This window comes from Rhodococcus sp. NPDC059179 (genome assembly GCF_042754885.1).
GTDB lineage: Bacteria > Actinomycetota > Actinomycetes > Mycobacteriales > Mycobacteriaceae > Rhodococcus_G.
The window spans coordinates 141,520-155,642 of record NZ_JBHZBV010000006.1 but is presented as its reverse complement, the minus strand read 5'-3'; the positions used below and the strand labels follow the sequence as shown (position 1 = coordinate 155,642).

15 protein-coding genes are annotated in these 14,123 nt (G+C 71.1%); 4 read left to right on the top strand and 11 right to left on the bottom strand.

The genetic code is table 11. The features are described from left to right. Nucleotides 1-10 precede the first annotated feature (10 nt). Both fgd and ACFXMV_RS14745 read right to left on the bottom strand, forming a co-directional pair. Nucleotides 11-1,018 carry a glucose-6-phosphate dehydrogenase (coenzyme-F420) gene (gene fgd, locus ACFXMV_RS14750; RefSeq protein ID WP_378501514.1) on the bottom strand — a complete coding sequence of 336 codons (1,008 nt, stop codon included), beginning with the start codon at nucleotides 1,016-1,018 and terminating at the stop codon, nucleotides 11-13. Nucleotides 1,019-1,120: 102 nt separating this feature from the next. After that, nucleotides 1,121-1,462 carry a YidH family protein gene (locus tag ACFXMV_RS14745; protein ID WP_378501513.1) on the bottom strand — a complete coding sequence of 114 codons (342 nt, stop codon included), beginning with the start codon at nucleotides 1,460-1,462 and terminating at the stop codon, nucleotides 1,121-1,123. Nucleotides 1,463-1,631: 169 nt separating this feature from the next. On the opposite strand from ACFXMV_RS14745, the gene ACFXMV_RS14740 reads away from it, so the two are divergent. The 3 genes from ACFXMV_RS14740 to ACFXMV_RS14730 all read left to right on the top strand — a co-directional run bounded on the left by ACFXMV_RS14740 (nucleotide 1,632) and on the right by ACFXMV_RS14730 (nucleotide 3,698). Further along, nucleotides 1,632-2,183, top strand: coding sequence for a C40 family peptidase (locus tag ACFXMV_RS14740; RefSeq protein ID WP_378501512.1), 552 nt, complete (start codon nucleotides 1,632-1,634; stop codon nucleotides 2,181-2,183). Nucleotides 2,184-2,286: 103 nt separating this feature from the next. Further along, a complete protein-coding gene (locus ACFXMV_RS14735; protein WP_378501511.1) occupies nucleotides 2,287-2,835 on the top strand; it encodes a C40 family peptidase in 549 nt (182 codons plus the stop codon). 101 nt (nucleotides 2,836-2,936) lie between these two features. Further along, the gene (locus ACFXMV_RS14730; RefSeq protein ID WP_378501515.1) at nucleotides 2,937-3,698 is read left to right on the top strand and encodes an HAD-IIA family hydrolase; all 762 of its coding nucleotides are present in this window, start codon (nucleotides 2,937-2,939) and stop codon (nucleotides 3,696-3,698) included. 79 nt (nucleotides 3,699-3,777) lie between these two features. Here ACFXMV_RS14730 and ACFXMV_RS14725 read toward each other — a convergent pair whose 3' ends face one another. Genes ACFXMV_RS14725 through ACFXMV_RS14685 form a run of 9 tightly spaced genes read right to left on the bottom strand, consistent with a single transcriptional unit; the run spans nucleotide 3,778 to nucleotide 12,304 of the window. Further along, complete coding sequence (locus ACFXMV_RS14725) at nucleotides 3,778-5,121, bottom strand: bifunctional adenosylcobinamide kinase/adenosylcobinamide-phosphate guanylyltransferase (RefSeq protein ID WP_378503663.1); 1,344 nt, start codon at nucleotides 5,119-5,121, stop codon at nucleotides 3,778-3,780. Beyond that, on the bottom strand, nucleotides 5,121-5,909 hold the full coding sequence (locus ACFXMV_RS14720) for an ABC transporter ATP-binding protein (protein ID WP_378503664.1): 789 nt from the start codon (nucleotides 5,907-5,909) through the stop codon (nucleotides 5,121-5,123). The genes ACFXMV_RS14725 and ACFXMV_RS14720 overlap by 1 nt, the downstream gene beginning before the upstream one ends. Further along, a complete protein-coding gene (locus tag ACFXMV_RS14715; protein WP_378500930.1) occupies nucleotides 5,906-6,877 on the bottom strand; it encodes a FecCD family ABC transporter permease in 972 nt (323 codons plus the stop codon). Before ACFXMV_RS14715 ends, ACFXMV_RS14720 begins: the two co-directional genes overlap by 4 nt. A 50-nt stretch (nucleotides 6,878-6,927) precedes the next feature. Then, entirely contained in the window at nucleotides 6,928-7,920 is a 993-nt protein-coding gene (locus tag ACFXMV_RS14710; RefSeq protein WP_378500927.1) for an ABC transporter substrate-binding protein, read from the bottom strand. Nucleotides 7,921-7,933: 13 nt separating this feature from the next. Then, nucleotides 7,934-9,172, bottom strand: coding sequence for an O-succinylhomoserine sulfhydrylase (locus ACFXMV_RS14705; protein WP_378500929.1), 1,239 nt, complete (start codon nucleotides 9,170-9,172; stop codon nucleotides 7,934-7,936). Then, nucleotides 9,157-9,564, bottom strand: coding sequence for a rhodanese-like domain-containing protein (locus tag ACFXMV_RS14700; protein ID WP_378500926.1), 408 nt, complete (start codon nucleotides 9,562-9,564; stop codon nucleotides 9,157-9,159). Before ACFXMV_RS14700 ends, ACFXMV_RS14705 begins: the two co-directional genes overlap by 16 nt. Before the next feature lie 31 nt (nucleotides 9,565-9,595). Further along, entirely contained in the window at nucleotides 9,596-10,357 is a 762-nt protein-coding gene (locus ACFXMV_RS14695; protein ID WP_378500925.1) for an ABC transporter ATP-binding protein, read from the bottom strand. 46 nt (nucleotides 10,358-10,403) lie between these two features. Beyond that, on the bottom strand, nucleotides 10,404-11,450 hold the full coding sequence (locus ACFXMV_RS14690) for a glycine betaine ABC transporter substrate-binding protein (RefSeq protein WP_378500924.1): 1,047 nt from the start codon (nucleotides 11,448-11,450) through the stop codon (nucleotides 10,404-10,406). Continuing rightward, the gene (locus ACFXMV_RS14685; RefSeq protein WP_378503665.1) at nucleotides 11,447-12,304 is read right to left on the bottom strand and encodes an ABC transporter permease; all 858 of its coding nucleotides are present in this window, start codon (nucleotides 12,302-12,304) and stop codon (nucleotides 11,447-11,449) included. Before ACFXMV_RS14685 ends, ACFXMV_RS14690 begins: the two co-directional genes overlap by 4 nt. A 311-nt stretch (nucleotides 12,305-12,615) precedes the next feature. On the opposite strand from ACFXMV_RS14685, the gene ACFXMV_RS14680 reads away from it, so the two are divergent. Further along, on the top strand, nucleotides 12,616-13,980 hold the full coding sequence (locus ACFXMV_RS14680; protein ID WP_378503666.1) for an FAD-dependent oxidoreductase: 1,365 nt from the start codon (nucleotides 12,616-12,618) through the stop codon (nucleotides 13,978-13,980). Nucleotides 13,981-14,123 lie beyond the last annotated feature (143 nt).

The window sequence follows — 14,123 nt, the reverse complement described above, 5'->3', positions numbered from 1 at the left end:
CGAGCGGGACCTAGCCGAGCGCGCGCAGCCGCGGAGCCAGGTCCCGTTCGAACAGCTCCAGGAACCGTCGCTGGTCGTGGCCGGGCGCGTGGAACACCAGGTGGTTCAGGCCCGCGTCGACGTACTGCTTGACCTGCTCGACCGCCTCGTCGGGATCGGAGGCGACGATCCACCGCTTGGCGACCTGCTCGATGGGCAGCGCGTCCGCGGCGGCCTCCATCTCGATCGGGTCCTCGATGCTGTGCTTCTGCTCGGCGGTCAGCGACAGCGGCGCCCAGAACCGGGTGTTCTCCAGCGCCAGCGCGGGATCGGTGTCGTAGGAGATCTTGATCTCGATCATCCGGTCGATGTCCGCGGTCGTGCGGCCGACCTTCTCCGCCCCCTCGGCGACGGCGGGCATCAGCTTCTCGGTGTAGAGGTCCATGCCCTTGCCGGAGGTGCAGATGAAACCGTCGCCTGCGCGGCCCGCGTACCGGGCGACGACCGGGCCGCCCGCCGCGATGTACACGGGGATGCCGCCCTCGGGCACGTCGTAGATCGAGGCGCCCGCGGTGCGGTAGTACTCGCCCTCGAAGTCGACCCGCTCGCCGGTCCACAGCTTGCGCATCAGCTGCACGGACTCGCGCAGCCGCGCGAACCGCTCCTTGAACTCCGGCCACTCGCCCTGGTAACCGGTGGCGATCTCGTTGAGCGCCTCGCCGGTGCCGACGCCGAGCATGATGCGTCCCGGGTACAGGCAGCCCATCGTCGCGAACGCCTGAGCCACGACGGCCGGGTTGTAGCGGAAGGACGGGGTCATCACCGAGGTGCCGAGCTGCAGCGTGGTGGTGCGCTCGCCGACGGCGGTCATCCAGGCGAGCGAGAACGGCGCGTGCCCGCCGTTGTGCCGCCACGGCTGGAAATGATCACTCACCGTTGCGCTGTCGAGGCCGTGGGCCTCGGCCAGGACGGCGAGTTCCACCAGCTCGCGCGGACCGAACTGCTCCGCGGACGCCTTGTATCCGAGCTTGAGAGCCACCGTTCCTCCTAGCGAGTGCTACCCGTCACGACCGAGACTCACTATGCACGGCACACATACGGCGCGCCGCGTGGGGTCACGCACGGCGTCTGCCCGCCCCGCTCAGAGCGCGCCGATCACCGTCACCACCGCGGTGAACGCCGCGACCAGCGACACCGTGACTGCGAACAGCCACAGGTCTCTGGCCTCAGGCATCGGAGCGCCGCTCTCGAGCGCGTGCCGGACCTGCAGCCAGCGCCGCATCCCGACCAGCGAAGCGGCCACCGCCAGCATGATCAGGGTGAAGCCCAGGAGGGTGCGCACCCAACCGGTGCTGAACTCCGGCACCAGGTGGACCATGGCGATGCCGCCTGCCAGGAAGCCGAGCGAGGTCCGCATCCAGGCCAGGAACGTCCGCTCGCTCGCCAGGGTGAACCGCTCGTCGGGCCGCTCGATTTCCGCCACCGGCTGATCTTCGCACCGGCCGACGCATCAGGGTCGTCGAATCCTCGGCGGTTCACCCCGAACGGTCGCGGTTTGGGCCACAATGGCGTGTGACTTGTAACACTCCGTGACTGTTTCGTGATTCAAGGTCAGAGATCCATTCCAGGTGCCAGCCGAGGAGGACTTTTCCGTGACCCCATCGCCAGCGAACGGCAGAACCAGCAAGAACCTGCGCAGGGCGCTCGCCGCCACCGCCCTCACCGCCTGCGTCGTGGCCCTGCCCGTCGCCCCCGCCCTCGCCCAGCCCGGCAGCTCGGGGAGCGCAGGCAGTTCGGGGAGCGCAGGCAGTTCGGGGAGCGCGGGGAGCGCCGAGTTCGCCCTGCCCATCTCGAGCCCCGCCGGCCTCATCGCGCTGGCGGCGGCCACCACCCAGACCGGCAAGCCCTACGTCTGGGGTGGCACCGGACCGCACGGCTGGGATTGCTCCGGCCTGACCCAGTGGGCGTTCCGGCAGGCCGGGGTGAAGCTGCCGCGGGTCAGCCAGGACCAGGCCTGGGCGGGCACGCCCGTCCCGCAGTGGGCGATGGCACCGGGCGACATCATCACCTTCCGCGCCGCCAACGACCACGTCGGCATCTACGCCGGCTTCGGTGAGGTCTTCAACGCCAACAGCGCCGGGATACCGATCGGGCTGACCCCGTTGTCCGACCTGCCCCCGATCAACCAGGTCCGACGGTTCTGAGCCGCGCGCCGGGCACGGCGAGGGTCCAGGTCACCGAGCCCTGACCTGCCCTGGGTAGTTTGGGTGCTCCACCGCGCCCGAACCGACCCCGAAGGACCCGCTCATGACCCCCTCGACGGCGGACGGCCGACGGGGCGCTCGGCTCCGGACCGCGCTCGTGACGACGGGGTTGATCACCCTGACCGCGTGCGCCGTGGTGATCCCGCCCGTCCTGGCACGGTCCACCACCAGCAGCCTCGACGCCGCCGCCGCCGGATCTGCCCAGGCCCCCGACGCGTCCGCAGCCGCCGAGCTCGCCAGATCGAGCCCGGCGGGGCTGGCCGCGCTGGCCGCGGCCTCCACCCAGGCGGGCAAGGCGTACCGGTGGGGCGGCACCGGCCCGGACGAGTGGGACTGCTCGGGCCTGGTGCAGTGGGCGTTCCGCCAGGCGGGCGTGGAACTGCCCCGGGTCAGCGAGGACCAGGCCCTCGTCGGCAGCCAGATCCCGCTCACCGCACTGGCACCCGGCGACGTCATCACCTTCCGCACCGCCGACCACGTCGGCATCTACGCGGGTTCCGGCCTGGTGTTCAACGCCTACGACGCCGGGGTGCCCATCGGATTGATGCCGCTCGCGGAGCTGCCGCCGATCAACAACATCCGCCGTTTCTGAGGGCGTCACGGCACCGACGTGTGTGCATCGCACACCCGGCGGACCCGATCGCGCACACTTGACGGGTGAGCATCGAGCGGAGCGCCGGCTGGACCTACCTGATGGACATGGACGGGGTTCTCGTCCACGAGGACCACCTGATCCCGGGTGCCGACGAGTTCCTGGCCGAACTGCAGGCGGCGGGAGCCCCGTTCATCGTGCTGACCAACAACTCGATCCGCACTCCCCGAGACCTGCGTGCCCGCCTCCTCCAGACCGGACTCGACATCCCCGAGAAGGCCATCTGGACCTCCGCGCTGGCCACCGCGACCTTCCTGCGCAGCCAGCGTCCGAACGGCAGCGCGTACGTGGTCGGCGAGTCCGGCCTCACCACCGCGCTGCACGACATCGGATACGTGCTCACCGAACGCGATCCGGACTACGTGGTGCTTGGCGAGACGCGCACCTACTCGTTCGAGGCGATCACCACCGCGATCCGGCTCATCGAGCGCGGCGCCCGCTTCCTCGCCACCAACCCCGACGCCACCGGGCCCTCCCGTGACGGTTCGCTGCCCGCGACGGGGTCGGTCGCGGCGCTGATCACCAGGGCCACCGGCCGCGAGCCGTACTACGTCGGCAAGCCCAACCCGCTGATGATGCGATCGGCGCTGCGGGCGATCGGAGCGCACTCCGAGCACACCCTGATGATCGGGGACCGAATGGACACCGACGTCGTCTCCGGACTCGAAGCGGGGCTGCAGACCATCTTGGTGCTCACCGGCATCTCCACCCGCGAGTCCGTCGAGATGTTCCCCTACCGGCCGACGCTGGTCCTCGACTCGGTCGCCGACCTGGTTGGCCGGACCCACGACCCGTTCAGCTGACCCCCGCCCACTTCCCCAATGTCACATTGGTTCAGCCTGGCCGAACCAATGTGACATTGGGGAGTTCGGCGGCGATCGTCTAACGAAGGCGGACGGGGCGTCCGGCGACGACCAGGACCACCGACTCGGACCCGGCGGCGACGGCGGCGTTGAGGCGGCCCAGCAGGTCCCGGAACCGGCGACCGGACGCGGTCGCCGGGACCACCCCGCTGCCCACCTCGTTGCTGACGGCCACGACCGGCACCGTCACAGCTCGCCACACGGCGACCAGCTCGCCAATATCGGATTGCACTGCCGCCCACCCCGATTCGTCTGCCCAGGCGCCGTGTGCGTCGATGCGCCGGGTGAGCCAGGTACCGAGGCAGTCGACCAGCACCGGCCCGGTGGCCCCACGCAGCACCCCGGCGACGTCGTCGGTCTCGACGACGGTCCACGACGCCGGCCGCGAGGCCCGGTGCGCGGCGATCCGCGCCGCCCACTCCGCGTCGCCGTCGACAACTTCGCCGGTCGCCAGGTAGGTGACGTCGTCGCGGTCGGCGAGCATGCGCTGCGCGTGGGTGGACTTGCCCGCCCGCGCGCCCCCGAGCACCAGGGTCCGGCGCGGCGACTCGTCGCGCACCGGCGCCTGCCCGAGGGACACCACGGTGCCATCGGGGACGACACGAACGCCCCACGGCCGCAATCGGTCCGGGAGGTCGGCCGGATTGTGGTGGCCGAGGTGGACCGCGATCACGTCGGTTCCGTCGACGATCGCCCCGGCCTCGCGCAGCGCGGCGAGCGCGCGCGGGAAGGTGCGCAGGTCGAGGTGATCGTCGTCGTGGTCGCCGAGGTCGCCGAACGTCTCCTCGAGGAACACCGCGTCGTAACGGGCGCCGCGCACCGAGTCCAGCACCGACGCCGGAAAGGGTCCGGTATCGGTGGCCCACAACAGTTTCCGGCCACCCCGCCCGCCGATCTCGTAGAGCACCGAATCGCCCTCGCGCATCACCCTGTGCGCCGCGGGCAAGACCCGGACGTCGTACGAACCGACCCGCACCGCATCGCCAGGCGCCACCGGCACCCAGCGGACGGGGTCGTCGGGCCCGACCCAGTCCCGGCACAGGTCCAGCGCCTCCGCGGGCCCGACGACGTCGAGCGGTTCCCGGCGCCCCGCCCACGACCGCATCAGCAGGGCCAACGGCCCGACATGGTCCGGATGGGCATGGGTGAGCAGCAGGTGCCGCACCCCGGCCAGCGTCCGCCCGGCCGCCACGGCGGCGCGCGGCACCTCCGGACCGCAGTCGAGCAGCAGCACGTCGTCGACCAGCGCCGCGGTCTGCGCGCGATTCTCGCCGCGCCGCAACACGGTCAGGCAGGAGGCGCACCCGCAGAACGGGTTCGGCCAGCCGTCGGCCGCGCCGGTGCCCAGCAACACGACCTCCATCACGACTCCCCCGTATTCGCCTCGTCCGGCCCCACCGGCAACACCACCGGCCCGCTCGGTCGATCGAGAACCTCCACCCTTGCCCCGTACACCTCGTTGATCCGGTCCGGCCGCAACACCTCTCGCGGTGTCCCGTCCGCGACCACCCGGCCGCCGTCGAGCATGACGATTCGCCTGCCGTACTGGCCTGCGAGCGTGAGGTCGTGCATCGCCGCCACCACCGTGATGCCGTCCTCGGCGCGCATGCCCTGCACCAGGTCCAGCACCTGCTGCTGGTGGCCGATGTCGAGGGCGCTGGTCGGCTCGTCGAGCAGCAGCACCCGGGGCTGCTGTGCGAGCGCGCGGGCGAGCACCACTCGCTGCAACTCGCCGCCGGACAGTTCGGTGGCCTGCCGACGGGCCAGCCCGGACAGGTCGAGCCGTTCGATCACGGCCTCGACCACCTCGCGGTCCCGCCCGGTCTCGGTGCCGAAGCGCGGCAGGTGCGGGGTGCGGCCGAGCGCGACGAGTTCGGCCACGCTCACCCCCTCGGGCACCACGGGACGCTGCGGCATCAGCGCGACCGCCCGCGACATCGCCCGCCGGGCGGCCCGGCCGGGATCGTGCCCGGCGACGGTCACCGTTCCGGTGGACGGCACCAACCCGGCCAGCGCGTGCAGCAGCGTGGTCTTGCCCGCCCCGTTCGGTCCGACCACCGCGACCCACTCGCCCTGCCGGACACGCAGATCCACGCCGTCGAGCACGGTCACGCCGCCGCGATCGACCCGCAGTCCCGCGCACTCGATCACGACGCCTGCCGCCCTCGGCGCAGGATCAGCAGGAAGAACGGCGCGCCGATCGCGGCCGTCACCACCTCGATCGGGAGCTCGGCAGGCGACATCGCCGTGCGCGCGACCACGTCGGCCAGCACCAGGAACGCGGCGCCGAGGATCACCGACAGCGGCAGCAGTAGCCGGTGCCCTGGCCCGACGATCAACCGAATCGCGTGCGGCACCACGATGCCCACGAATCCGATCAGCCCGCTGACGCTGACCACCGCGGCGGTGCCGAGCGTCGCGGCGGCCACCAGCGTCAGCCGCACGCGGGCCGGGTGCACGCCGAGGCTGGCGGCCTCCACGTCGCCGACGGCCATCACGTCCAGCACCCGCCGGTGCAGCCCGATCACCGCCGCAGACACCACCACGTAGGGCAGCACCACCAGCACCTGCGTCCAGCCGTCGGTGCTCAACCGGCCCAGCAGCCAGCTGTACACCTGCCGCAGGGTCTCGTCGTGGCTCTGCTGCAGGAAGGTCTGCACCGCGTTGGCGAACGCCGCCACCGCGACCCCGGCGAGGATGATCACCACCTCGCTACGGGCGCCCCCGACGCCGCGGCCAAGCGTGTACGTCGCGGCGACCGCGAGGACGCCGCCCGCGAACGCCGCGACCGGAATCCCGAAGGTGCCCAACGCCGCGCCGGAGACGATCGCCGCGGTGGCGCCGAGACCCGCGCCGCTCGACACGCCGAGCAGGAACGGGTCGGCGAGCGGGTTGCGGAACACCCCCTGGTAGGCGGCGCCGGCCAGGGCCAGGGTGGCCCCGACGAGCGCGCCGAGCACCACCCGGGGCAGCCGGATCTGCCACAGGATCGCGTGTTGCTGCGCGGACAACCCCGAGTCGAGGTGCACACCGGGAATCGCGTCCAGCAGGTCCACGATCACCCCGCGCGCGGTCAGTCCCGCAGGCCCGGTGACGGCGCCGATCAGCAGCGCCGCCATGAGCACGACCACGGCGCCACCGATCGCCGCCGCCGTGCGCCGGGTCGCGCTCACCCGGCCGGGGCTGGCTGCGCGGCGGCGGCGATACTGCGCACGAGATCGACCACGCGCGGCCCCCAACGGCTGGCAAGGTCCTCGTCGAGCACGTGAATCTGCTTGTCGCGCACCGCGGCCAGGCCAGACCAGCCAGGACGCGCCGCGACCTTGTCGGGCGTGATGCCGCAACACTGGCTGTCGGCGAGGAAGATCAGGTCCGGATCGGCCGTGACGACATACTCCGCCGACAGCTGTGGGTAGTCGCCACCCGAGCCGCCGCCGTCGGCGATGCTCCGCAGCCCGACCATCGCGTAGATCTCACCGAGGAAGGTCCCGTCGGTGATGGTGTACAGGGTGTCGTCGAGTTCGTGGAAGTAGGTCCGCGGCTGCGACTGCGGCACCGACGCCACCGCTTCGGCGATCTCCGTGCGCATCGACGCGGTCAGGGCGGTCGCCTCCGGCGCGTGCCCGGTGGCCGACCCGACCCGCTCGATCTGCCCGTAGGCCTCGTCGAGGTTCGCCGCGGCGGGCACCAGCAGGGTGGGCACGCCTGCCGCCTTCAACCCGGAGACCAGGCCACCGGTGTCGTCGGAGGCGATGACCAGGTCCGGTCCCTTGCCGATGATCGCCTCGACGTTCGGGGAGAACCCCGACAGGTCGGTGGTGGGGACGCCCGCCGGGTAGTCGGACTTGTCGTCGACGGCGACCACCTGATCGCCCGCACCGACCGCCCACAGCGTCTCTGTCGCGGACGGGCTCAGCGAGACGATCTTCGTCGGACGGGCACCGATGGTGACGGCAGAACTCGAGTCTGCCGGCCCCGACTGCACCGTCACCGGGAAGGCGCCGTCGCCGGTCGGGGGCGGCGACTGCTCCTGCGAACCGCTCGCACAGCCGGTCGCGAAGGCGAGCACCGCCGCGCCGAGAAGTGCCGCAGCCACCGCGAATCGGGGTCGGCGACGGCACGCCGACCCCGAAAGATCTTCCGACACAGCCGATCTTGCCATTTCCGTTACGCCGCTAGCGCAGCGCACCGTCCAGGTCCGCGAGCAGGTCCTCGGTGTCCTCGAGCCCGACGGACAGCCGGACCACGCCGTCGGTGATCCCGACGGCCGCACGGCCCTCCGGACCCATCGCGCGGTGCGTGGTGGTGGCCGGATGGGTGATCAGCGACTTCGCGTCGCCGAGGTTGTTCGAGATGTCGACCACCCGCAGCGCGTCGAGCACCTCGAAGGCCCGCTTCTTGGCCTCCCCCTCCGGCGCATCGAGCTCGAACGTGACGACGGTGCCGCCGCCGCTCATCTGCCGCTTCGCCAGCTCATGCTGCGGATGCGACTCGAGGTACGGGTACTTCACCCAGCGCACCGACTCGTGCCCCTCGAGGAACCGGGCGATCTGCAGCGCCGAATCGACCGAGTGCCGCACCCGCACCGGCATCGTCTCGAGACCCTTGAGCAGGGTCCACGCGTTGAACGGGCTCAGCGCGGGGCCGGTGTGCCGCATCAGGTTCTGCACCGGACCGTCGATGTAGTCCTTGGGCCCGAGGATCGCGCCGCCGAGCACCCGGCCCTGGCCGTCGATGTGCTTGGTGCCGGAGTACACCACGATGTCCGCACCGAGGTCGAGGCTGCGCTGCAGCAGTGGGGTGGCGAAGACGTTGTCCAGCACCACCTTTGCGCCCGCGGCGTGGGCGAGCTCCGCGACCCGCTGCACGTCCACGAGCGACTGCATCGGGTTCGACGGGGTCTCGAAGAACACCGCGGTGGTCGGCACCGACAGCGCCTGCTCCCACTGCTCGAGGTCCTCGCCGTCGACGAAGACCGTCTCCACACCCCAGCGCGGCAGGATCTCGTTGCACACCACGAAGCAGGAGCCGAACAGGCTGCGCGCCGCGACCAGCCGGTCGCCGGCCTTGAGCAGCGCGCCGAGGGCGGTGAACACCGCGGACATGCCGCTGGCGGTGGCGAAGCAGGCCTCCGCGCCCTCGATCAGGCGCAGCCGCTCCTCGAACATCTTCACGGTCGGGTTGCCGTACCGGGAGTAGACGAAGTGGTCGACCTCGCCGGTGAACGCCTGCTCGGCCGCGCCCGCCGACTCGTAGACGAAACCGGAGTTGAGGAACAGTGCCTCGGAGGTCTCCTCGAACCCGGTGCGCATGACGCCGCCGCGCACGCCGAGCGTGCCGAGGCCGACGTTCGGCGGGAGCTCGCGCCGGAAGGCCCCGCCCTGCGGGATGCCGCCACTCACGACTGCCTCCAGGGGAGTCCGAGCGCGCGCCAGCCGACCGCACCGCGGTGGCCGTCGGCGTCGATGCCGCCCTCGAAACCGTCGAGGACGTTGTAGGACGGTTCGATCCCGGCCGCGGTCGCGGCCTCGGCGGCACCGATGGAGCGCTGGCCGGACCGGCACAGGAACACCGCGGGGCCGCCGGCGATCCCGGCCTCCTTGAGATGGTCGACGAAGTTGTCGTTCCTGGCTCCTCGCACGCTCACCCACTCGATGAACACCGGATGTTTGCCGAGGTCAGAGGTGTCGGGGACACCCACGAACTTCCACTCGGCATCGGTGCGGACATCCACGAGTACCGCCTCGGGATGCTCACGCAGCAGGTCCCATGCCTGCTGCGGGGTGATGTCGCCTGCGTAGCTCATGGCATCAGTTTTTCACAGCCAGGGAAACCGTTCACGCCGCGGCAGCCACCTTGACCGCGCGGCCGACCTCCGCCCGCAGCGCCGCGTACTCGGCGGACCCCCTCAGCTCGTCCGCCGACACCCCGGACCGGGGCAGATCCACCGTCAGGTCGAGCGCGATCCGGCCCGGCCTGGCGGTCAGCACCACAATCCGGGAACCGAGGAAGACTGCCTCCTCGGCGCTGTGCGTGACGAACACGGTGGTGCGCCGGGACGAGGTGCTCATCTCCCGCAGATCCTCCTGCAGCCGCTCGCGGGTCAACGCGTCCAGCGCGGCGAACGGCTCGTCGAGCAGCAGCAGCGAGGTCGGCGCGGCGAGGGCCCTGGCAATCGCCACCCGCTGCTGCTGGCCGCCGGAGACCTCCCAGATCTGGCGGTCCGCCATCCCGTCCAGGCCGACCCGGGCCAGCAGCTCCTCCCGGCGTGCGGCCCGGGCCTGCCGCGGCACGCGCGCGTACTTGAGCGCGAGGTCGACGTTGCCGCCGACGCTCTTCCACGGGAACAGCCGCGGGTGCTGGAACACCACGCTCGAGGTGACCCCGGGCGCGGGGTCCGCCCCTGCGACGCGGACCTCGCCCGCGGTGGCCGCCTCGAAGCCGGCGATCAGCCGCAGCAGCGTGCTCTTCCCGCAGCCGGAGGCCCCGACGAGAACCAGGAACTCCCCGGCCGGGACGTCCAGCGAGACCGGGCCGACCGCGGTGACGTCGCCGTACGCGTGCGCGACCCCGTCGAGCCGGATGTGCGGCTCCGCCACCCGTGAGTCCTTCTGGTCCACCAGTGGGCCAGAAGGACTCACAGGGCTACTGAACGGCACCGGGCAGGCCCTTCACGTAGAGCGCGCGCTGGAAGGTCGCGAGGTCCGGCGCGCTCGAGATCTGCTTCTGCTCGGCGAGGAACTGGGCCGCGCTGTGCAGATTGTTCGCCAGGTTGCCCGGCGCGCCCTCGGTGCCCAGCCACTCCGGCGACGACAAGGCGGCGGGGCGCAGGAACACGCCCTGCCTGAGCTGGCCCGCCGCGTCCTGCTCGGTGGTGCCGGTCTCCGCGGCCACGGACTTCGCCGCGGTGGCCGGGTCGTCGGCGATGGTGGTCAGCGCGCGGGACTGCGCCGTGCGCCAGGCGTCGACCACCTCCGGGTGCTCGGCCGCGAACGTGGCGGACACGACGCCGAGGTCGAGGGTCGGCTTGCCCGCGGCGGCCAGCTCCCTGCTGGTGATCAGCGTCTTGCCGTCCTTCCTGATCTCGTCGAGGGTGGGCAGCCAGGTGTAGACGGCGTCGATGTCGCCGCGCTGCCACGCCGCGAGCGAGGCCTGCGGCTGCAGGTCCACCAGTTGCACATCGGACGGGGACAGCCCTGCCTGGTTCAGCGCGGCGAGGAGGCTGTAGTGCGCGGTGGACGCGAACGCGGTGCCGACCTTCCTTCCGCGCAGGTCCGCGACGGTCTCGATACCGGTGCCGTTGCGCGCGACGAGGGCCTCGTTGTCGCCTGCCACGTCCAGCACGAAGGCGACCTGGTACGGGATGTTCAGCGGCGCCGACAGCCCGCGGGCCACCGGGCTCGAGCCGAGCGCGCCGAAGTCGAGCTCGCCCGCGACGAAGGCGGTGTTCACGTCGGCGCCGGAGTCGAACTTGGTCCACCTCACGTTGTAGTCGGGCAGCGCCTCCTCCAGCCAACCCTGGTTCTTGACGACCAGGTCGCCGCTCGGAAAGGTCTGGTAGCCAACGCGAATGGTGGGCTTGCCGTCGTCCTGCCCTGCGGCGTCCACCGAGCAGGACGCGGCGGTCAGGGTGAGCGCTCCTGCGACGGCCGCGACCAGGATCCGGCGACGCCGGCGTCGGGGGTGACTCATAGTTTTCCTCTCCATGGGACCGCGCGCCGTTCCACGGCGCGCAGCACTGCGTCGATGACCAATCCGGAAAGCCCGATCGCAAAGATGCCGACCAGCACGACGGGGGTGTTGTTGTAGTTCGAGGCGTCCTTGACCATCCCGCCGACGCCGGGGATCCCGTTGAAGAGTTCGGCCGCGACCACGGACGAATAGGCGATCCCGACCGCCAACCGGATGCCGGTGAAGGTCTCGGGCAGCGCCGCGGGGACGACGACGTCGCGGATCACCTGGGCCCGGCCGGCGCCGAGCGCCCGCGCCGCCTCGATCAGCGTGACGGGCGCCGCGAGCACGGCCGTCGTCGTCGCGACCGCAGCGGGCGGCAGCGCCGCGAGCGCGAGCAGGGTGATCTTGGGCGCCTCGTCGATGCCCAGCCAGATCACCAGCAGGAAGAAGTAGGCCAGCGGCGGCAACGCCCGCAGGAACGTCAGCCACGGTTCGAGCACGTGCCGCACCCATCCAACGGTGCCCATCGCCAGCCCGAGCGCGACGCCGGCGGCCACCCCGATCACCACTCCCGCGAGGACGCGCCGCAGCGTCATGTAGAGGTGCTCAACCAGCAGATACCCCTGGTAGCCGCGAACCCCGTCGTGGGTGGTGGAGGCGTCGACGGCGGCGTTCCACACGGTGCGCGGGTAGGGGACGAAGACCTCGTTCCACAGCCCGCTGGCCGCGGCGAGCTGCCAGAGCCCGAGGAACACCAGCACCGAGAGCGCGGGCAGCCCGAACCGGCCCACCCGGTCCCCACGCCTGGGGCGGGCGGGGACGGGGCGGAGCGGGGCGGGGACATCGGTGTCGATGTCGATCACTGCAGACACGAGCGCAATTTCTAGCCGCGGCGACCGGTTCCGACAATGATTTCGCTCAGCCTGATCGGCAGGGTTGCGCACCGACCGCCCGACCCCGTAGTGAGGGACACAAGCAACGGTTGTGACCCCCCAACCGGGGGCTGCCTAGCGGTGGCGCGCCGATAGGCGCAGGATTGACAGTTGCGGTTCGGGGCTCTCGCCTCGGACAACCGGTCAGGGTGTGCTTAGCCTAGGCTGGAACCCGTTCGGCGGGCCCGAGAATGGCCTGACCACTTGCTTTAATCCGACTGTCCGCACATCGAAAAGGTAGTTCGCACCCGATGACTCAAACCCGCCCGCTGCGCGTGGCCATCGTTGGTGCCGGCCCCGCCGGTATCTATGCCGCCGACGCCCTCATGAAGTCCGATACTGCCTCCGGACGCGGCGTGTCGATCGACCTGTTCGAGCGGATGCCCGCCCCGTTCGGCCTGATCCGCTACGGCGTCGCCCCCGACCACCCGCGGATCAAGGGCATCATCACCGCCCTGCACAAGGTGCTCGACAAGCCGCAGGTCCGCCTGCTCGGCAACATCGACTACGGCACCGATATCACCCTCGACGACCTGCGCAGGTTCTACGACGCGGTGATCTTCTCCACCGGAGCCAACGCCGACCGTGACCTGAACATCCCGGGCATCGACCTCGACGGCAGCTACGGCGCCGCCGACTTCGTCTCCTGGTACGACGGCCACCCCGACGTCGCCCGCAGCTGGCCGCTGGAGGCCGAGAAGGTCGCCGTGCTCGGCGTCGGCAACGTCGCCCTCGACATCGCGCGCGTGCTCGCCAAGACCGGCGACGAGCTGCTGCCGACCGAGATCCCGGCGAACGTCTACGAGGGCCTCAAGAACAACAAGGCCGTCGAGGTGCACGTCTTCGGCCGCCGCGGACCGGCCCAGGCCAAGTTCACCCCGCTGGAGCTGCGCGAGCTGGACCACTCCCCCACCATCGAGGTCATCGTCGACCCCGAGGACATCGACTACGACGAGGGCTCGGAGGCCGCGCGCCGCGCGTCGAAGCAGGTCGACATGGTCGCGAACACGCTGCAGGACTGGGCCATCCGCGACGCAGGCGACCGCCCGCACAAGCTGTACCTGCACTTCTTCGAGTCGCCGACCGAGGTGCTCGGCGAGGACGGCAAGGTCGTCGGCCTGCGCACCGAGCGCACCGCGCTGGACGGCACCGGCAACGTCAAGGGCACCGGCAAGTTCAACGACTGGGACGTCCAGGCCGTCTACCGCGCCGTCGGCTACCTGTCGCAGAACATCGCGCAGCTGCCGTTCGACGACCAGGCAGGCACCATCCCCAACGAGGCCGGACGCGTCACGGCGGACGACGGCTCGCACCTGGCAGGCACCTACGTCACCGGCTGGATCAAGCGTGGTCCGGTCGGCCTGATCGGTCACACCAAGGGCGATGCCAACGAGACCATCGCCTGCCTGCTCGAGGACGCCCCCCACTTCGTGGGCGCGGCGCAGCCCGAGGAGGACGCGGTCGTGACGTTCCTCGAGGGCAAGCAGGTCCCGTTCACCACCTGGGACGGCTGGTACCGGCTCGACGCCCACGAGCGTTCGCTCGGCGAGCCCGAGGGCCGCGAGCGCATCAAGGTCGTCGAGCGCGAGGACATGCTGCGCGCCTCGCAGCAGTAGAAGTAGTTTCACAGTTTTAGGTGGCGTGGGGGGCGCGGAGCGGGGGCCCCCCCACACCCCGCTGGACCGCAAGGCCGAGAGATTAAATGTTTTTAGGCCACCCTCTAAAAAAAACAAACCCCCGGCAGCGGGGGGGGGGAGAG

Coding starts and splice junctions, on each gene's coding strand:
- ACFXMV_RS14735 (WP_378501511.1), top strand. CDS start 2,287: ATGACCCCCTCGACGGCGGACGGCCGACGGGGCGCTCGGCTCCGGACC.
- ACFXMV_RS14730 (WP_378501515.1), top strand. CDS start 2,937: ATGGACATGGACGGGGTTCTCGTCCACGAGGACCACCTGATCCCGGGT.
- ACFXMV_RS14725 (WP_378503663.1), bottom strand. CDS start 5,121: ATGGAGGTCGTGTTGCTGGGCACCGGCGCGGCCGACGGCTGGCCGAAC.
- ACFXMV_RS14715 (WP_378500930.1), bottom strand. CDS start 6,877: ATGGCGGCGCTGCTGATCGGCGCCGTCACCGGGCCTGCGGGACTGACC.
- ACFXMV_RS14710 (WP_378500927.1), bottom strand. CDS start 7,920: ATGGCAAGATCGGCTGTGTCGGAAGATCTTTCGGGGTCGGCGTGCCGT.
- ACFXMV_RS14700 (WP_378500926.1), bottom strand. CDS start 9,564: ATGAGCTACGCAGGCGACATCACCCCGCAGCAGGCATGGGACCTGCTG.
- ACFXMV_RS14690 (WP_378500924.1), bottom strand. CDS start 11,450: ATGAGTCACCCCCGACGCCGGCGTCGCCGGATCCTGGTCGCGGCCGTC.
- ACFXMV_RS14680 (WP_378503666.1), top strand. CDS start 12,616: ATGACTCAAACCCGCCCGCTGCGCGTGGCCATCGTTGGTGCCGGCCCC.